The organism is Pseudomonas fakonensis (genome assembly GCF_019139895.1).
Classification (GTDB): domain Bacteria; phylum Pseudomonadota; class Gammaproteobacteria; order Pseudomonadales; family Pseudomonadaceae; genus Aquipseudomonas; species Aquipseudomonas fakonensis.
This window is the reverse complement of sequence record NZ_CP077076.1, coordinates 4582934-4600179: the sequence shown is the minus strand read 5'-3', so window position 1 is coordinate 4600179 and position 17246 is coordinate 4582934. Positions and strand designations below refer to the sequence as shown.

Below are 17246 nucleotides of genomic sequence, written 5' to 3'. Positions count from 1 at the left end.
TTTATTAACTGTACTGGCCCTATCGCCGGCAAGCCGGCTCCTACAGGTTACAGGTAATCCTGTAGGAGCCGGCTTGCCGGCGATAGGGCCAGTACAGGCACAACAACCCTTACAGGCTGAACTCACCCTCAGCCGCCAGCTCGCTCAACGGCCGGCGCGGGCTCGGCACTTCGCGGCTTTGCAGGCCTTCGGCCAGGGTTGCCTTGTCACCCAGCTTGCCGATCGCCACCATGGCATGCAGTTCATAGCCCTCGGGAATCTTCAGCTCGCTACGGGCCAGCGCCTGGTCGAAACCGGCCATGCCATGGGTGTGCCAGCCGCTGATGCTGGCCTGCAGCGCCAGGTGGCCCCAGGCGGAGCCGGTGTCGAAGGTGTGCCACAGGGCCGGCTTTTCTTCATCCGAGCCAGGCGCTGCGAAAGTGGTCTTGGAGATCACCAGCACCAGCGCCGAGGCCTGCTGCGCCCAGCTGCGGTTGAACTCGTTGAGAATCGCCAGGTAGCGCTCCCAGCTTGACGTGTCGCGGCGGGCGTACAAAAAGCGCCAGGGCTGCGAGTTGTAGGCCGATGGCGCCCAGCGCGCGGCTTCGAGGAAGCTCAACAGGGTTTCCTGGCTGATCGGCTCGGCGGTAAAGGCCCGTGGCGACCAGCGGTTGATGAACTGCTCGTTGATGGCGTAGTCGGCGATGCGTGGGTTGGCGCTCATGGGTGCTCCTGCAAAGGTGGGCAAAGACCGCACGCTACTGCGTCCGGCTGGCACTGACAAGCGGTCTGGCTTTGCCGCCGCACTGCCTCTAGACTGGCGCCGCCGCGCGCCGCGGATTCACGTTGAATGCAGGAAACCGTGTGATGATCGCCGATACCGCGCCCTTCTGGCGGCGCAAGAGCCTCGAACAACTCGACAACAAAGAGTGGGAGTCGCTGTGCGACGGCTGTGGCCTGTGCTGCCTGCAAAAGCTCGAGGACGAAGAGGACAACGCCGTCTACTACACCAGCATCGCCTGCAAGCTGCTGGATCTGCAGACCTGCCAGTGCAGTGACTACCCCAACCGCTTCGAGCATGTGCCGGACTGCATCCAGCTAACGCCCGGCAAGGCCGACCAGTTCAAGTGGCTGCCGCCCACCTGCGGCTACCGCCTGGTCAGCGAGGGCAAGGACCTGCCGGCCTGGCACCACCTGGTCAGCGGCGACCGCAAGCAGGTGCACGAGCAGCGCATTTCCCGGTCGGGGCGCATGCTCAGCGAAAACGATGTGGACGAAGACGACTGGGAAGACCACCTGATTTTCCGCGCCGGCTGAAAATCATCGCCTCTGGGGAACAAGGAGTTTCTGTATGCGTCGCCCGCTGTTGTTGCTTGTCGGCCTGCTGGCCAGTACCCAGGTATTGGCAAAGAAGGTCGACCTCGATTATCAGGTACGTTTGCTGCCGCAAAGCGGCCAGGCCGAGGTACGCCTGACCCTGGCCGACGGCAGCGCGGTGCGCAGCCTGGACTTTGACCTGGGCAACGGCAATAGCTACAGCGACTTCTTGGCCGACGGCCAATGGCAGGTGCAGAACGGCCGCGGCCTGTGGCACCCGGCGCCGGGCAAGACCAGCCTGAGCTACCGCGTACGCCTAGACCAGCAACCCGGCGGGGCTGCCCATGAAACCCGCATCACCGCCCACTGGGCGTTGTTCCGTGGCGACCAGCTGGTGCCGCCGGCGCGCCTCGACCAGCAGGACGGCACCGAGCTGGTGTCGCGCCTGGCCTTTGATTTGCCTGCCGGCTGGAAAAGCGTGGAAACCGCCTGGCCGCGCATTGGCCGGCAGAAGTTTCGCATCGACGACGTATCACGCCTGTTCGACCGCCCCACCGGCTGGATGCTCGCCGGCAACCTTGGCAGCCGCCGCGCGCGCCTGGGTGAAACCGAAGTCACCGTGGCCGCACCGCAAGGCCAGGGCATGCGGCGCATGGATACCCTGACGCTGCTGACCTTCGTCTGGCCGCAACTGCAGGCGGTGTTCCCGCGCAACCCGCCCAAGCTGCTGATTGTCGGTGCCCGTGACGGCATGTGGCGCGGGGCGCTGGCCGGTAACAACTCGCTGTACCTGTACAGCGCAGGGCCGCTGATCGGCGAAAGCGGCAACAGCCCGCTGCTGCGCGAAGTGGTGCAGCAGTTCGCCCGCATCAACGACCGCGAGCGCAGCGACTGGCTGGGCGAAAGCTTCACCGAGTACTACGCCACCGAGCTGCTGCGCCGTGCCGGCGGTATCAGCGACGACCGCTACGCCACCTTGCAGGCGCGGCTGAACAAGCTCGGCGCCAAGGTCACCCAGCTCAAGGGCGCCAAGGCCGATGCTGCCCAGGTGGCCCGTGGCGTGCTGCTGCTGCAGGCGCTGGACCGCGAGATCCGCCTGCACACCCACGACAAGCGTTCGCTGGACGACGTGGCCCGGGCGCTGATGCGCCTGTCCAGCGCAAGCACCGATGAGTTCGTGCAGATCAGCGAGAACGTGCTCGGGCGCCAGTCCGAGGTTTTGCAGAGCAAGGTGTTGCGTTGAGCCGCGCGTCTGCGGTGTGATCCCCGTAGGAATCATCCAGCCCTTCGGGCTGCGCTGTCGTGCAGAGAGTTTCGCGGAGGCACCGCGCTCCTGTGGGAAGCGGCCTTGCCGGGGCGCCGTCCGGTCGAGATGGGGCGCGAAGCGGCCCCAAGGCCTCGGCCTCATGCAAAATTGCCGGGGCTGCTATGCAGCCCATCGCGACACAAGGCCGCTTCCCACGGGGACGGTGTTAAATCAATGAGTTGTAGTTTGCTCTATGAGAACCGGCTTGCCGGTGATCGCCGGCAAGCCGGCTCCTACAAGGGCAGCATAAGCCTGAAGGTTACGCGATCCCTGTTCAACCACCCGTCAACGGATCCTTCCCGGTCACCGTCACAGTACGGGTGGCCGCCTCGGCACTGGCCTTGAGCGCCTTCAGCTCCCGCGCGCCGCGCTCGATGTCGCGGTGCAGGCGGTGATACTCGGCGCGGTGGCGCTGCCACCAGGCCTTGGTCGAGCAGCGCCCGCTCACGCCGCGGGCCAGGGCCAGGCCGCCGACGGCCACCTGCAGCATGCCCAACAGGCCACCATGGCGCAGCCCCTTGCTGATCATCAGCGCGCCACCGGCCAGCGAACTTACGCGTTCCAGGCCGTGGACGTTGTGTTCGGGCGTGGCCTGGGAGGTAGGGATTTCGAACATAGCACGGTCTCCTGTGTGCATGGGTTATGCAGCTGACCCCGGCACATCGGTGCCTGTTCAATCCTGCTGCCGAGCGGCACAACCGCTCTAGCATGACCTTTCTGGCCAACTGAGGGTCTGCCAGGGGCAACTTGGCTGCATGGGGCTGGACTAGTTTTGGCTGGCGCGAAGCCCTGGTTTGCCAGGTTTCGGCCGTATTTTTGCTGTGGCATCCCAGGCTTTGCGCCCTCCCATAACAAGTCCAAGAAGGGATCAGGATGACTAATCCAACTGCGGGTAGCGCCGGCAACCAGCTGGCGCAAGGTTTCAAGCCGCGGCATGTGACCATGCTGTCGATTGCCGGGGTGATCGGCGCCGGGCTGTTCGTCGGCTCCGGCCATGCCATCGCCGCTGCCGGCCCTGCGGCCATCGTCGCCTATGCCCTGGCCGGCACCCTGGTGGTGCTGGTGATGCGCATGCTCGGTGAAATGGCCGTGGCCAGCCCCGACACCGGCTCGTTCTCCACTTACGCCGACCGCGCCATCGGCCACTGGGCCGGCTTTACCATCGGCTGGCTGTACTGGTGGTTCTGGGTGCTGGTGATCCCCATCGAGGCCATCGCCGCGGGGGTGGTGCTGAACAACTGGTTCCCGCACATCGAGCCCTGGTTCTTCGCCCTGGCCATGACCGTGGCACTGACCGCCACCAACCTGTTCAGCGTGGCCAAGTACGGCGAGTTCGAGTTCTGGTTCGCCATGCTCAAGGTGATTGCCATCGTCGCCTTCATCGGCTTGGGCGCTTTTGCCCTGGCTGGTGCCCTGCCTGATCGCCAGGTCAGCGGCCTGTCGCAGCTGATGGCCACCCACGGTGGCTTCATGCCCAATGGCTGGACGGCGATCATCGGCGCCTTGCTCACCACCATGTTCAGCTACCTGGGCACGGAAGCGGTGACCATCGCCGCCTCCGAGTCCTCGGACCCGGCGCGCAACATCGCCAAGGCTACCCGCTCGGTGATCTGGCGCATCAGCGTGTTCTACCTGCTGTCGATCTTCGTGATCATCTCGGTGGTGCCGTGGAACGACCCGTTGCTGCCGGTGCAGGGCTCCTACCAGCGGGCGCTGGAGATCATGCACATCCCCTATGCCAAGTTCCTGGTCGACATGGTGGTGCTGGTGGCGGTGGCCAGCTGTCTGAACTCGTCCATTTATATTTCCTCGCGCATGCTGTTCTCCCTGGCCAAGCGCGGTGACGCACCAGCAGCCATCGGCCGAACGTCGAACGTGGGCGTGCCACGGGCGGCGGTGGTCGGCAGCACGCTGATCGGCATGCTCACCACCATCGTCAACTACTTCGCCCCGGCCGAGGTGTTCGGCTTCTTGCTGGCCAGCTCCGGCTCCATTGCCTTGCTGGTGTACCTGGCCATTGCTTTCTCGCAACTGCGCATGCGCGCGGTGCTGGAAAAACAGAACCAGGCAATTGCCTTCAAGATGTGGTTGTACCCGTACCTGACCTGGGCGGTGATCGGCTTCATCATCTTTGCCCTGGGGGTGATGTTCGTGATGCCGCAGCACCGGTTGGAGGTGTCGCTGACCATTGGGCTGGCGCTGGTGATTCTGCTGATTGGCGTGGTGAATCAGCGCCGGCACAAGCCGGTACCGGCGCTGGCGCAAGCCTGATCCGGTGACCGTGTGGCCTCGTGCCGCGATGGGCCGCAAATGCGACCTGGCTTTGCGGGTGCTTCGCACCCGATCGCGACACAAGGCCGCTTCCCACAGGTGCAACGCTTGCCTCTGACTTTGCGCAATCCTGTAGGAGCCGGCTTGCCGGCGATGAGGCCCTCAAACCCCTTCGCGCTTGGGTGCCTTCACGCAGCCAAAGCGCTTTTCCCGCGACGGGCTGTAGCCGAAGAACGACGCATAGCACTTGCTGAAATGGCTGGCCGAGACGAACCCGCAGGCCACCGCCACATCCAGTATCGGCAAGTCCGAATACTGCAGCAGCCGGCGGCTTTCGGTAATGCGCAGTTCCAGGTAATAGCGCACCGGTGTGGTACCCAGCTGGTGCTGGAACAGCCGGCCGATCTGGCGCTTGGAGCGCCCCACGTAGTCCGCCAGCTGGTCCTGGCTCAGCGGCTCCTCGAGGTTGGCATTCATCAAGTTGATCGCCTCGCGCAAAGGCTCGCTGATATTGGCTTGCGGCGCGGCCGTGGTGCGCTTGTAGCGTGAGGCCTCGAACGCCAGGATCGCTCCGATGCCTTCGGCCAGGCCCTGGCCGCGCAAACGCCCGAGCCATTCCAGCACCATGCTGAAGGCCCCGCCGGGGCTGGCGGCGCTGAGCCGGTCACCGTCCACCACGAAGCTGTCGGTGGACACCTGGCTGTGCCGGGCGATCTCGGCCACGGCGCCGCGGTGCTCGGGGTGTACCGCGCAGCGGTGGCCGTCGAGCAGCCCGGCCTGGCCGAGAAACCACGCCCCGTTCCACAGCCCGCCCAGGGCCACGCCCTTGCGTGCCAGGGCCTGCAGCAGGGCGGTCAGCTCGGGCGTGGCGCTCAGCGCGGTGCGCAGCCCGCCGCACACCACGAACAGGTCCAGCGGCTGCTCCAGGCTTTGCGTTGCGGCTCCGGCCGGGCAGATGACGATGCCCAGGTCGCTGCTCACCGAGCCGCCGTCGAGGGTGAATGTAGTGCTGCTGCAGGCCTGGGGCTGGATCAGGTTGGCGGTAACCAGGGTGTCCAGGGCCTGGGTGAAGGCTGGCAGCGAAAAGTGCTCCAGCAGCAGAAAGCCCACGCGTGCCTGTTGGCCGGTGGGCTGTGCTGCCTGGCTGGTGAACCGCGAGTTGTGCCCTTGCAGGGCATTGCTGAAATGTCGAGTCGGGAGCAACGGGTGTTTCTCTTGCATGCAGGTTGAAAGACGGCGGGCGATCCTGCCCGCCGGGTAGGGGTTCAATGGGCGGGCAGGGCCCCCCGGCGGCGTTCCAGCAGGCCACGGGACAGGCGGTCGAGCAGCAGCGCCACGGCCACGATCGCAAGGCCGGCGCGCAGGCCCAGGCCCATCTCCATGCGGGTCAGGCCGCGGGTCACTTCGGCGCCCAGGCCGCCGGCGCCGACCAGCCCGGCCAGCACCACCATGGCCAGCGACAGCAAAATGCACTGGTTCAGGCCCACCAGCAGGGTGGGCAGGGCGCTGGGCAGTTCGATCTTGAGCAGGATGGTGGCCGGCTTGGCGCCGGTGGCCTGGCCCAGTTCCAGCAGGTCCTTGGGCACCTGGCGAAAGCCCAGGCTGGTCAGGCGCAGCATCGGCGGGATGCCATAAATGACCGTGGCGATGATCGCCGGCACCTTGCCCAGGCTGAAGATGATCACCGCCGGGATCAGGTACACCCATGGCGGTACCGTTTGCATGATGTTCATCACCGGGCCTATGGCGTTGTCGAAACGCTTGACCCGTGCCGCCAGGATGCCCAGCGGGAAGGCGATGGCCACGGCGATCAGCACCGCCACCGACACCAGCGCGATGGTCTGCATCGAGGCGGCCCAGAAGCCGCTGACCCAGCAAAAGCCCAGCAGCACACCGGCCAGCACGGCGTTGCGCAGGCTGATGAACACCGCAGTCAGGCCGCACACCACGGCGATCAGCGCCCAGGCCGGCGGCAGCAGCAGGGCGGCTTCGATGGCACCCAGCACCGCTTCGACGAAGTGGCTGATGGCAACGAACAGGCCGTGCAGGTTGGCGTTGAGCCAGTCGAATACGGGCGCCAGGTAGGCGCCGGGCGAGACGTTAAGCTCAGTGAGATTCATGGCGGGCCTCCTGGGCGCTGCCGCTCTGGGCAAGGCGGTCGAGGATCAGGGTCAGCACCACGATGGCGATGGCGGCGTTGATCGAGCGGGCGATGTCCAGGGTGCGGATGGCGTTGTAGATCACCTCGCCCAGCCCGCCGGAGCCGACGATGCCGGCGATCACCACCATGCCGAAGGCCATCATCAGGCTCTGGTTGATGCCGGTCATGATGCTCGGCAGGGCGAACGGCAGGCGGATCTTGACGAACTGCTGCCAGCCGGTGGTGCCGCTGGCGTGGCCCAGTTCGAGGAACACCTTGGGGGTCATGCGGATGCCCAGCGCGGTCAGGCGCAGCACCGGCGGCACGGCGACGATGAAGGTGGCCACCAGCGCGGTGCCGGCACCAAAGCCGAGCAGGGCGATGGCCGGCAGCAGGTAGATGTACGGCGGTAGGGTCTGGATCAGGTCCAGCACCGGCTCGCTGATGCGGTACAGGGTGGGCGACAGGCCCGCCGCCACACCGCAGGGGATGCCCACCAGCAGCGCCAGGCTGGTGGCGGTCAGCACCAGGGCCAGGGTGCTCATGGTCTGCGGCCACAGGCCCATCACCGCGCACAGCAGCAGCGCGGCCAGGGTGCCGATGGCAAAGCGCCGCCCGGCCAGGCGCCAGGCCAGCAGGGCGAACAACAGCGCGGCGACGTAGAAGGGCGGCAGGCTCAGCACCCACAGCACCGCCTGGTATAGCGCCTTGAGCACGTCGTTCAGCGCATCGAAGATGTGCGAGGCGTTGTCCGAGAGCCACATCAGGCCGTTGTCGACGGTGGCGTCGAAGGCATCGGCAAAGTCGGAGGGGTTCATGCCGAGCCCTCCCGTGGCGAGGGTACCGCGCGCAGCGGGGTTTCCGGCGGCACGCCCTGCACCGCGCGCAGCAGCGCGCGCTGGCTGATCACGCCCACCAGCGCGCCGTTGTCGCGAATGCCCACGGCGTCCTGGCCGGAGCGGATCAGCAGGTTGATCAGGGTGTCCAGGTCGCTGTCGGGGCTGGCGCACTCCAGGTGTTCGAGGTTTTCGCCACGGGCCGGCGGCTGCATGATCGAGTGGGCCTTGACCAGGTGCAGGCGCGAGATGCCGGCGACGAATTCGGCCACGTAGTCGTCGGCCGGGCTGAGCACGATGTCCTCGGCGGTGCCTTCCTGGATGATCACGCCATCTTTCATGATGGCGATGCGATCACCGATGCGAATGGCTTCTTCGAGGTCGTGGGTGATGAACACCGCCGACTTGCCCAGCGACTTGGTCAACTGGCGGAACTCGTCCTGCAACTGGCGGCGGATCAGCGGGTCAAGGGCGCTGAAGGGTTCGTCCATGAGGATCACTTCGGGGTCCGAGGCGATGGCCCGGGCCAGGCCCACGCGCTGCTGCATGCCGCCGGACAGCTCTGCGGGGTAGCGGTTGGCCCAGTCGCTCAAGCCCACCTTGGCCAGGGCGCGGCCGGCCACTTCATGGCGTTCGGCCTTGCCCACGCCTTGCACTTCAAGGCCGAAGGCGGCGTTTTCCAGCACCGAGCGGTGCGGCAGCAGGGCGACGCTCTGGAACACCATGCCGATGTGTTTGGCGCGCACCTCGCGCAGGGCGGCGGCGTCGAGCCGGGAAATATCCCGGCCCTTGACCAGCACCTCGCCGCTGGTGGGCGTGATCAGGCGGTTGAGCAGGCGGATCAGGGTGGACTTGCCACTGCCGGACAGGCCCATGATGCAGAAGATCTCACCGCGGCGAACCTGCAGGCTGACGTCACTGACGCCCACCACGCAGCCATATTCCTGGAGGATCTGGGTCTTGCTCAGGCCGCGCTCGCGGTAGGCCTGCAGGGCGGCCGGCGCGCGGTCGCCGAAAATCTTCCAGACGCCGCGGCAATCGACCAGGGTTTCAACAGCATTATCGGTATTCATATGTGCACCCGAACCAGAGGTTTTCTGGTGTGTTCTTGTGTTCAAGTTCGGCAGTGGCAAAGGCTGTTACGCCTGAATCAGTACTTCTTCATGCTGGCCCAGCGCTTGAGCAGATCGCCGTGGCTGTCGGTCCAGTCATTGATCGCCTGGTCCATGCTCTTGCCGTCGTTGACGGCCTGGTTGATGTCGCCAATATCCTTGAGCGGCACGTAGACGCTGGCCAGCACTTCGCGGGCCTCTGCGTTGGCTTGGTTTGCGCTGAAGCCTTTCTGGCCGATCCAGTAGTAGGTTTGTGGCGGGGCGAAGATGCCTTTGGGGTCGGCGAGGAACTTGGTGTCGTACTTGATCGCCATCCAGGTCGGCTCCCACAGGGTCACGGCCACCCATTCCTTGCGGTCGACCGCAGACTTGAGCGCGGCGGTCATGGCCGCAGTGCTGCCCTCGACCAGGTTGAGCTTGAGGTCGTAGTCCTTCACCGCCTTGGCCGCTTCACCCATCAGGCCCGCACCGGGCTCGATGCCGATGATCTTGCCGCCGAACTTGTCAGCGTTGGCGTTGAGCTGCTCGACCGAATCGATGTTCACGTACTTGGGCACGGCGATGCCCTGGTACAGGCCGTGGGACACCGGGGAGATCTTCTCCAGGCGGTTTCGGTTCTTGTCCCAGTAGTCCTTGGCCACGTAGTTGATCTGCGAGGCGAGGATCTGCACATCGCCCTTGGTCAGCGCCGCGTAGGCGATGCCCCATTCGGAGAAGGTGGTCAGCTCGACCTTGTAGCCGGCGTTTTCCAGGGCCTTTTTGGTGATGCCGCTGATCGGCATGATGTCTTCCCAGGCCATGGTGCCCATCTTGATGACTTTCTCGTCGGCATGGGCCTGACACAGCCCGAGGCCGACCATTGCCAATGCGCACAGCGCCTTGCGGATACGATTCATGTAGTGCTCCTTCGAGGTGTGGAAACGGGCGTTAGCGGCCCTTTGTTGTTGTCGTTGTCGAATTTCACCTGCGCGAATCCGCAGCCGGGCAAAACAGCCCGTCAGGGTTGCGTACTACTCAATCGGTAATGCACCGGGCACTGCCCGGGCGCTATCAGCCGCCCTTGATGCTGGCGGCCAGGTCGTCCACCAACCCCTGGGGGGCGATGTACAGTTGCATGTTGCAGCGCGACAGTTCCCAGTGTTCGAACACCAGGTCCACCACTGCGCCTTCGTCGTGGCGGCCGAAGGCTTCGATGAAGCTGTCGTGGTGCGCCACGGCCAAGGCCAGGTCGCGCTCCATCTCGCTGTTACGCGGGCGGAAAAACGTGTTGCCGATGCGCGCATGGTCGATCAGCAGGCGCCCCAGGCTCGGTTCGAGGTAGGGGTTGCCGGACATCTGGCCCATGATTTCGTGAAAGCGGTTGTTCTCCACCACCAGGGCGCGGGCGTCGTGCTCGGCGCTGGCGCGGCGAAAGCGCTCTTGCGTGGCACACAGTTCGCGCAGCTGGCCGGGCTTGTAGTTGTGCACCGCCAGGCGGCCGATGGCGGCGTAGACCATTGGCGCGACCAAAAAGAAATTGCGCAGCGTCGAGTGGTTCATTGGCGCCACCCGGGCGCCGCGGTTTTCCTGGATGTCCAGGTAGCCTTCACCGGCCAGGCGGCGGAACACTTCACGCACCGGGGTACGCGACAGGCCATAGCGCTCGCTCAGGCCCAACTCGTCGAGCAACTGGTCGGGGTCCAGCTCCATGGTCAGGATCTGGTGCTTCAAGTCTTCGTACAGGTCGTTCTTGCCGCTTCTCATGAACACCCCCGTTGCTTTGGCAGTCGGAGTGATGGCTGTTGCGAAGCAGGTTGGCACGGGATCGGAGGGTGGTCAATCAGGTTGTATTCTTTGTGTATACCTAAAAAATTCAGCCAGAATACCCAGCGACCCAACAGATTCATGGCTTTGCGCCGCTGAACTTGTCTGATTGTAGTACTCAAAACCGTCGCATTTGGACACGAGCCTGTCGTCAGCGGATAAGCGTCGCTTTACCGATATCGTTCCATGGTCGCGGGCACGCTCGCCGCTGTATGTGGTGAAATAGCCGCAGGCTCACAAAGGGCTTTTGCCCGGCTGAAACCGCTCATCGAAAAAGCTGTAGACACATTGTCTAACGCTCACCTATAGTCATTATACAAACAGTAGACACAAGCCAATGACAACTAAAAAGGCCGCCATGAAAGCCACTGCTGATGTCCATCCACTGACCGGTGATGCACCGCTCGACCGCAAGGGCGTGCTCGCCGACGCGTTGCGCCGGCGCATCCTGAGCATGGAGCTGGCACCGGGCGCAGTGGTTGATGAACTGGCGCTTTGCGAAGAGTTCGGCCTGTCGCGGCCACCGGTGCGCGAGCTGCTGCGCCAGATCGCCGCCGAAGGCTACATCGAGCTGGAAACCAACCGCGCGCCCCGGGTTGCGGCGATGAACCACGACTCGCTGCACAGCTTCTTCCTGGCAGCGCCGCTGCTTTATGTGGCCACCACGCAGCTGGCGGCGACCTATGCCACGGCTGCTGAAATCAAGGTGTTGAAGGCGATCCAGGAGCAGTTCCGCCAGGCCATCGTCGACCGCGACGTGGAAAACCGGGTGATCTACAACGACGCCTTCCACCTGGAAATCGGCAAGATGGCGCACAACGAATACCTGATGCCGAGCCTGCGCCGGGTGCTGATCGACCACACCCGCCTGGGCACCATTTTCTACCGCCACCCGACCACCAGCGACATGCAGGCCGACCTTGAGCTGGCCTGCCTGCAGCACGACCAGATGATCGAGGCGATCGAACGCCGCGACCCGGAAACTGCCGGGCGCCTGGTGCGTGAACACATGGAGCTGTCGCGCCGGCGCATGGCCGAGTACGCAGCGCCCCAGGGAATGGATGTGGCTTTGAACCTGTAGCACCGACGCTCTCCACCGCCCCTTGCTGCAAGGGGCAGGTGAGGAACAGACCTAACAACAATATCTGGTTCCTGAAATGACGAAGATCACCTCGTTGCCTGCCGATGACAGTACCTGCGGCTGGTACCACCTGAGCAAAGGCCGGCGCATCCAACCTGCGCACAGCGGCCACAGCCACGCCCGCTGGGTGGTGGTCGGCGCCGGCTTCACCGGTTTGGCCGCCGCACGCCAGCTGGCCGAGCACTTCCCGGACGAGCAGATCGTGTTGCTCGAAGCCCAGGAAGTGGGCTTCGGCTCGTCAGGTCGCAACGCGGGCTTCGCCATCGACTTGCCCCACGATATTGGCGCCGACGACTACATCGGCGATATCGGCATCGCCAAGACCGTGCTCAAGCTCAACCTGAGCGGCCAGAACTACCTTAAAGAGCTGGTCGAGCGCTACGCCATCGACTGCCAGATGAAGCACTGCGGCAAGTACCAGGCCGCCGTGGAGCCGCGCGGCATCGCCGTGCTCGACGCCTACCGCCGCGGCCTCGACAAGCTCGGCCAGCCCTGGCAGATGATCGAGCAGAACGAGTTGCCCGAGCACATCGGCACGCACTTCTACCGCAAGGCCCTGTTCACCCCCGGCACCTCGTTGATCCAGCCCGCGGCGCTGGTCAAGGGCCTGGCCGACAGCCTGCCGGCCAACGTCACCCTGTACGAGAACACCCCGATCACTGAAGTGGAGTACGGCGCCAAGACCGTGCTCAAGCACGCCAACGGCTCGATCACCGCCGACAAGCTGCTGCTCACCACCAACGCCTTCGGCATGAGCTTTGGCTTCCTCAAGGGCCGCATGCTGCCGGTGTTCACCTACGCCAGCCTCACCCGGCCGATGACCGCCGAGGAGCAGGCGCGCCTGGGCGGCAAGCCTTACTGGGGGCTGATCCCGGCCGACCCGTTCGGCACCACGGTGCGCCGCACCCCGGACAACCGCCTGCTGGTGCGCAACAGTTTCAGCTTCAACCCCGACGGGCGCGCCCAGAGCAAATACCTGGAGCGCTTTGCCCCACGCCACCGCGATTCGTTCGAGCGGCGCTTCCCGATGCTCTCGGGCATGCCGTTCGAATACACCTGGGGCGGGGCGCTGGCGATGTCGCGCAACCACCTGGGGTATTTCGGGCAGTTGGCGCCGAACGTATATGGCGCGTTGTGCTGCAACGGCCTGGGGGTGACCCGCGGTACCGCCACCGGCAAGTTGCTGGCCGACTGGCTGGCCGGTGAAAAGAACGAGCTGATCGACTTTGTGCTGAATTCGCCAGGGCCGTGCGCCAACCCGCCGGCAGCGCTGACTTCACTGGGTTTGAACTTCAACTTGAAATGGGGCCAGTTCCGCGCCGGCAAAGAAAGTTAATTAGAGCAAGGCAGTAAAAGTAAGGAAGTACCGGCTGGGTATTGATTGCCCGGCGCAAGCGTTCTATTGCGTGTTGTTTCTGTTCGAAGGGCAACTTCGAATTTCACGGGGCTGAAAGTCTATTTCGGCATCGCGGGTTCGTTCGCCCTGAAAACAGGCTGCGTTTGAGGTTGGCTGGAGAAAACAATGACAAACACCCCTGTATCGATCGAAGATGTTCCGCTTAACCGCTTTCACCAATTTCTGACTATCCGTTCGGGCGGTGGCTCGTTTGTCGACGGTTATGTACTGAGCATCATCGGCGTGGCCATGGTGCAGATGGCCGCCGGCCTGTCCCTGAGCAGCTTCTGGCAGGGCATGATCGCAGCCTCGGCACTGATCGGGATTTTCTTCGGGGGCTTTTTCGGCGGCTGGCTGACCGACCGCTTTGGCCGCAAGCGCGTGTTCTTCGTCGGCCCGACCCTGTTCATCCTCGCCTCCTTGGCCCAGCTGTGGGTGGAGTCGGCACTGGCGCTGTTCCTGTTGCGCTTTGTCATCGGCATTGCCGTGGGCATCGAGTACCCGGTGGCCACCTCGCTGCTGGTGGAGTTCCTGCCCAAGAAGAACCGCGGCCCACGCCTGGCCACCCTGACCGTGCTGTGGTTTGCCGGCGCCGCCACGGCCTACGTGGTGGGCGAGGCGCTGCTGCGCCATGGCGGTGACGATGCCTGGCGCCTGGTGCTGGCCAGTGCTGCGGTGATCGGTGCGATTTTGTTCATCATCCGCCTGGGCACCCCGGAGTCGCCGCGCTGGCTGCTCAGCAAGGGCCGCAGCCAGGAAGCCGAGCAGGTGATCAAGTCGGTGTACGGCAACGCTTTCTCGCTGCGCAACCTGCCCGAAGAGCCCAAGACCCGCAAGCTGTCGTTCTTGAGCCTGCTGCACGCCGGCTACGGCAAGCGCATGCTGTTCGTCACCATGTTCTGGACCTGCTCGGTGATCCCGGTGTTCGCCGTCTACGCCTTTGCGCCCAAGGTGCTGGGCGCGCTCAACCTCAAGGGCGACTGGGCCTCCATCGGCTCGGTGGCGATCACCTTCCTGTTCGTGGTCGGCTGCATCATCGGCACCCGACTTTTGAACACCCTCGGGCGGCGCACCACGCTGCTGCACAGCTTCTTCTGGTCGGGCCTGGCCCTGCTGGGGTTGGGCGCGTTCAGCAATGGCGCCGAAATGCTCATCCTGGTGCTGTTCGGTGCCTACGCGCTGTTCATCGGCGGCGCCCAGGTGCTGCAACTGGTCTACCCCAACGAACTGTTCCCCACCGAAATCCGCGCCTGTGCGGTGGGTGTGGGCACTTCGATGTCGCGTATCGGCGCGGCGGTGGGCACTTGGCTGGTGCCCATGGCGCTGGATAGCTACGGCATTGGCGCCACCATGTACGCCGCAGCGGTAGTGACGTTCGTCGGTTTGGCGTTCTCCCTTGCCCTGGCGCCGGAAACCCGCTCGCTGAACCTGCAACAAGCTGCTTCGCTGAATTGAGCCACCCTTGCCGGGGTGGCCCCGGCAAGTTCCGAAAACGAACAACTGCACAAGAAACAACGGAGATCCCCATGAAATTCGAAGGCATCTACACCCCGGCAATCACCCCTCTGGCCGCTGACGGCTCGATCGACAAGGCGGCCTTCGCCGAGGTGCTCGAGTACCTGGTGGATTCGAAGATCCACGGTGTGATCATCGGTGGCTCTACCGGCGAGTACTACGCCCACACCACCCAGGAGCGCATCGAGCTGGCCGCCCAGGCCAAGGACGTGCTTAACGGCCGCCTGCCGTTGATCGTCGGCACCGGTGGCATCCGCACCGAAGACGCCGTGGCCTTCGCCAGCCACGCCAAGGAAATCAAGGCCGACGCACTGCTGGTGGGCACCCCGCCGTACGCGCTGCCGACCCAGCAGGAAATCGCCCTGCACGTCAAAGCCGTGGACGCTGCCGCAGGCCTGCCGATCATGCTCTACAACTACCCGGGCCGCATGAGCGTGAGCATGGGCGAGGAGTTCTTCGACGCCGTGGCCGACGTGAAGAACATCGTCGCCATCAAGGAGAGCTCCGGTGACATGGCCCAGCTGCACCGCCTGGCCATCAAGCGCCCGAACATCCAGCTGTCCTGCGGCTGGGACGACCAGGCCCTGGAATTCTTCGCCTGGGGCGCGCAGAGCTGGGTGTGCGCCGGCTCCAACTTCATCCCGCGCGAACACGTAGCCCTGTATGAGGCCTGCGTGCTGGAGAAGAACTTCGACAAGGGCCGCAAGATCATGGCCGCCATGATGCCGCTGATGGACTTCCTCGAAGGTGGCAAGTTCGTCCAGGCAATCAAGAACGGCGTGGCCCTCAACGGCCTGAAGACCGGTGGCGTGCGCAAGCCGCTGTATGACCTGGACGACGCCGAGAAGCAAGAACTCAAGCGCGTGGTCAGCGAACTCAAGGCCACCATCGCACAGATCAAATAAGGAGCCTGCAGACATGGCTGATTTGCTGAGCAAGGAACAATACGCGGCCATCGCCGCCGAGCTGCAACTGCGCACCAAGGCGTTCATCGACGGTGAATTCCGTGATGCCATTTCGGGCAAGACCTTCGTCACCACCAACCCGGCGACCGGCGAAAAGCTCGCTGAAGTTGCCGCCTGTGATGTCAACGACGTCAACGTTGCCGTGGCTGCTGCCAAGCGCGTGTTCGAAGAAGGCACCTGGTCGAAGATGCAGCCGAACGACCGCAAGCACGTGCTGCAGAAGTTCGCCCAACTGCTCGAAGACAACGCCCACGAGCTGGCAGTGCTGGAAGCGCTTGACAGCGGCAAGCCGGTCAGCGAGTGCCAGAACGTCGACGTGCCGGAAACCATCCACACCATCCGCTGGCACGCCGAGCTGATCGACAAGATCTACGACGCCACCGCCCCCACCGGCAATGCCGCCGTGACCATGGTGGTGCGTGAGGCCATCGGCGTGGTCGGCCTGGTGCTGCCGTGGAACTTCCCGCTGCTGATGCTGGCCTGGAAGATCGCCCCGTCGCTGGCCGCCGGTTGCTCGATCGTGGTCAAGCCGGCCAAGGAAACCACCCTCAGCGCCCTGCGCGTGGTGGAGCTGGCGCACCAGGCCGGCATTCCGCCTGGGGTGTTCAACCTGGTGCCTGGCGGTGGCCGTGAAGTGGGCGAGGCCATCGGCCGCCACATGGACATCCCGATGGTCAGCTTCACCGGCTCCACCGACACCGGCCGGCTGTTCCTGAAATACGCCGCCGAGTCCAACCTCAAGCGCATCGTCCTGGAGCTGGGTGGCAAGAACCCGGCCGTGGTCATGAACGACTGCGAGGACCTGAACGAAGTCGCCGAGTTCGTCACCGCCGGTGCGTTCTGGAACATGGGCGAGAACTGCTCGGCGTCCTCGCGCCTGATCGTGCACAAGGATGTGAAGGACGAGCTGCTGAGCCTGATGGCCAAGCACCTCAAGGACTGGAAACTGGGCGACCCGATGGACCCGGACAACCGCCTGGGCGCGATGGTCAGCAAGGCGCACTTCGAGAAGGTCAAGTCGTACCTGGACTACGCCGCCGAGCACAAGCTCAACGTGGTGCAGGGCGGCCAGACCGAAGAAGGCCTGCGCGTGCAGCCGACCATCGTCGATGGCGTTACCCGCGACAACAAGCTGTTCGTCGAAGAGATCTTCGGGCCGATCCTGAGCGTGACCACCTTCGAGACCATCGACGAGGCCATTGAGCTGGCCAACGACACCGTCTATGGCCTAGCGGCTTCGGCCTACACCGGCAGCCTGCGCAATGCGCTGCGTTTGTCGCGTGAGATCCGCGCCGGTGTGGTCACCGTCAACTGCTTCGGCGAGGGGGATGTCTCGACGCCGTTCGGTGGCTATAAGGAGTCTGGCTTCGGTGGGCGCGACAAGTCGATCTGGGCCCACGACCAGTACACCGAGCTGAAGACCATCTGGATCAACGCTTCGTAATCCGGACTGATTCCCTGTAGG

16 protein-coding genes are annotated in these 17246 nt (G+C 64.5%); 8 read left to right on the top strand and 8 right to left on the bottom strand.

Annotated elements, in window-relative coordinates:
* Positions 1-109 precede the first annotated feature (109 nt).
* Positions 110-703: a nitroreductase family protein gene (locus KSS94_RS20205; RefSeq protein ID WP_217839840.1), complete on the bottom strand. Its 594-nt coding sequence runs from the start codon at positions 701-703 to the stop codon at positions 110-112.
* Between the two features lie 143 nt (positions 704-846).
* On the opposite strand from KSS94_RS20205, the gene KSS94_RS20200 reads away from it, so the two are divergent.
* The gene (locus KSS94_RS20200; RefSeq protein ID WP_217839839.1) at positions 847-1296 is read left to right on the top strand and encodes a YcgN family cysteine cluster protein; all 450 of its coding nucleotides are present in this window, start codon (positions 847-849) and stop codon (positions 1294-1296) included.
* Positions 1297-1330: 34 nt separating this feature from the next.
* Positions 1331-2539, top strand: a complete 1209-nt coding sequence (locus tag KSS94_RS20195) for a hypothetical protein (protein WP_217839838.1) — start codon at positions 1331-1333, stop codon at positions 2537-2539.
* Between the two features lie 337 nt (positions 2540-2876).
* Here the strand turns inward: KSS94_RS20195 and KSS94_RS20190 are convergent, their stop codons facing one another.
* Positions 2877-3218, bottom strand: a complete 342-nt coding sequence (locus KSS94_RS20190; protein WP_217839837.1) for a DUF2892 domain-containing protein — start codon at positions 3216-3218, stop codon at positions 2877-2879.
* Between the two features lie 257 nt (positions 3219-3475).
* On the opposite strand from KSS94_RS20190, the gene gabP reads away from it, so the two are divergent.
* Positions 3476-4873: a GABA permease gene (gene gabP / locus KSS94_RS20185; RefSeq protein WP_217839836.1), complete on the top strand. Its 1398-nt coding sequence runs from the start codon at positions 3476-3478 to the stop codon at positions 4871-4873.
* Positions 4874-5035: 162 nt separating this feature from the next.
* On the opposite strand, the gene KSS94_RS20180 is transcribed toward gabP, so the two are convergent.
* From KSS94_RS20180 to KSS94_RS20155, 6 genes are all read right to left on the bottom strand, one after another.
* Positions 5036-6076 carry a GlxA family transcriptional regulator gene (locus KSS94_RS20180; RefSeq protein ID WP_217839835.1) on the bottom strand — a complete coding sequence of 347 codons (1041 nt, stop codon included), beginning with the start codon at positions 6074-6076 and terminating at the stop codon, positions 5036-5038.
* Positions 6077-6138: 62 nt separating this feature from the next.
* Complete coding sequence (locus KSS94_RS20175; protein ID WP_217839834.1) at positions 6139-6993, bottom strand: ABC transporter permease; 855 nt, start codon at positions 6991-6993, stop codon at positions 6139-6141.
* Positions 6980-7831: an ABC transporter permease gene (locus KSS94_RS20170; RefSeq protein WP_217839833.1), complete on the bottom strand. Its 852-nt coding sequence runs from the start codon at positions 7829-7831 to the stop codon at positions 6980-6982. The genes KSS94_RS20175 and KSS94_RS20170 overlap by 14 nt, the downstream gene beginning before the upstream one ends.
* Positions 7828-8922: a quaternary amine ABC transporter ATP-binding protein gene (locus tag KSS94_RS20165; RefSeq protein WP_217839832.1), complete on the bottom strand. Its 1095-nt coding sequence runs from the start codon at positions 8920-8922 to the stop codon at positions 7828-7830. The genes KSS94_RS20170 and KSS94_RS20165 overlap by 4 nt, the downstream gene beginning before the upstream one ends.
* Positions 8923-8999: 77 nt before the next feature.
* A complete protein-coding gene (locus KSS94_RS20160; RefSeq protein WP_217839831.1) occupies positions 9000-9857 on the bottom strand; it encodes a glycine betaine ABC transporter substrate-binding protein in 858 nt (285 codons plus the stop codon).
* Between the two features lie 154 nt (positions 9858-10011).
* A complete protein-coding gene (locus tag KSS94_RS20155) occupies positions 10012-10704 on the bottom strand; it encodes a GntR family transcriptional regulator (protein WP_217839830.1) in 693 nt (230 codons plus the stop codon).
* A 418-nt stretch (positions 10705-11122) separates the two neighbouring features.
* On the opposite strand from KSS94_RS20155, the gene KSS94_RS20150 reads away from it, so the two are divergent.
* The 5 genes from KSS94_RS20150 to KSS94_RS20130 all read left to right on the top strand — a co-directional run bounded on the left by KSS94_RS20150 (position 11123) and on the right by KSS94_RS20130 (position 17225).
* The gene (locus KSS94_RS20150) at positions 11123-11845 is read left to right on the top strand and encodes a GntR family transcriptional regulator (protein ID WP_217839829.1); all 723 of its coding nucleotides are present in this window, start codon (positions 11123-11125) and stop codon (positions 11843-11845) included.
* 76 nt (positions 11846-11921) lie between these two features.
* Positions 11922-13241, top strand: a complete 1320-nt coding sequence (locus KSS94_RS20145) for an NAD(P)/FAD-dependent oxidoreductase (protein WP_217839828.1) — start codon at positions 11922-11924, stop codon at positions 13239-13241.
* A 186-nt stretch (positions 13242-13427) separates the two neighbouring features.
* Positions 13428-14756, top strand: a complete 1329-nt coding sequence (locus KSS94_RS20140) for an MFS transporter (protein WP_217839827.1) — start codon at positions 13428-13430, stop codon at positions 14754-14756.
* A gap of 71 nt (positions 14757-14827) precedes the next feature.
* Positions 14828-15721, top strand: coding sequence for a dihydrodipicolinate synthase family protein (locus tag KSS94_RS20135; RefSeq protein WP_217839826.1), 894 nt, complete (start codon positions 14828-14830; stop codon positions 15719-15721).
* A 13-nt stretch (positions 15722-15734) separates the two neighbouring features.
* A complete protein-coding gene (locus KSS94_RS20130; protein ID WP_217839825.1) occupies positions 15735-17225 on the top strand; it encodes an aldehyde dehydrogenase in 1491 nt (496 codons plus the stop codon).
* Positions 17226-17246 lie beyond the last annotated feature (21 nt).

What these genes read in the sequence shown, in the direction of transcription:
- KSS94_RS20205 (WP_217839840.1), bottom strand. Translation starts at nt 703, where the DNA reads ATGAGCGCCAACCCACGCATCGCCGACTACGCCATCAACGAGCAGTTC.
- KSS94_RS20200 (WP_217839839.1), top strand. Translation starts at nt 847, where the DNA reads ATGATCGCCGATACCGCGCCCTTCTGGCGGCGCAAGAGCCTCGAACAA.
- KSS94_RS20195 (WP_217839838.1), top strand. Translation starts at nt 1,331, where the DNA reads ATGCGTCGCCCGCTGTTGTTGCTTGTCGGCCTGCTGGCCAGTACCCAG.
- KSS94_RS20190 (WP_217839837.1), bottom strand. Translation starts at nt 3,218, where the DNA reads ATGTTCGAAATCCCTACCTCCCAGGCCACGCCCGAACACAACGTCCAC.
- gabP (WP_217839836.1), top strand. Translation starts at nt 3,476, where the DNA reads ATGACTAATCCAACTGCGGGTAGCGCCGGCAACCAGCTGGCGCAAGGT.
- KSS94_RS20175 (WP_217839834.1), bottom strand. Translation starts at nt 6,993, where the DNA reads ATGAATCTCACTGAGCTTAACGTCTCGCCCGGCGCCTACCTGGCGCCC.
- KSS94_RS20170 (WP_217839833.1), bottom strand. Translation starts at nt 7,831, where the DNA reads ATGAACCCCTCCGACTTTGCCGATGCCTTCGACGCCACCGTCGACAAC.
- KSS94_RS20165 (WP_217839832.1), bottom strand. Translation starts at nt 8,922, where the DNA reads ATGAATACCGATAATGCTGTTGAAACCCTGGTCGATTGCCGCGGCGTC.
- KSS94_RS20160 (WP_217839831.1), bottom strand. Translation starts at nt 9,857, where the DNA reads ATGAATCGTATCCGCAAGGCGCTGTGCGCATTGGCAATGGTCGGCCTC.
- KSS94_RS20155 (WP_217839830.1), bottom strand. Translation starts at nt 10,704, where the DNA reads ATGAGAAGCGGCAAGAACGACCTGTACGAAGACTTGAAGCACCAGATC.
- KSS94_RS20150 (WP_217839829.1), top strand. Translation starts at nt 11,123, where the DNA reads ATGAAAGCCACTGCTGATGTCCATCCACTGACCGGTGATGCACCGCTC.
- KSS94_RS20145 (WP_217839828.1), top strand. Translation starts at nt 11,922, where the DNA reads ATGACGAAGATCACCTCGTTGCCTGCCGATGACAGTACCTGCGGCTGG.
- KSS94_RS20140 (WP_217839827.1), top strand. Translation starts at nt 13,428, where the DNA reads ATGACAAACACCCCTGTATCGATCGAAGATGTTCCGCTTAACCGCTTT.
- KSS94_RS20135 (WP_217839826.1), top strand. Translation starts at nt 14,828, where the DNA reads ATGAAATTCGAAGGCATCTACACCCCGGCAATCACCCCTCTGGCCGCT.
- KSS94_RS20130 (WP_217839825.1), top strand. Translation starts at nt 15,735, where the DNA reads ATGGCTGATTTGCTGAGCAAGGAACAATACGCGGCCATCGCCGCCGAG.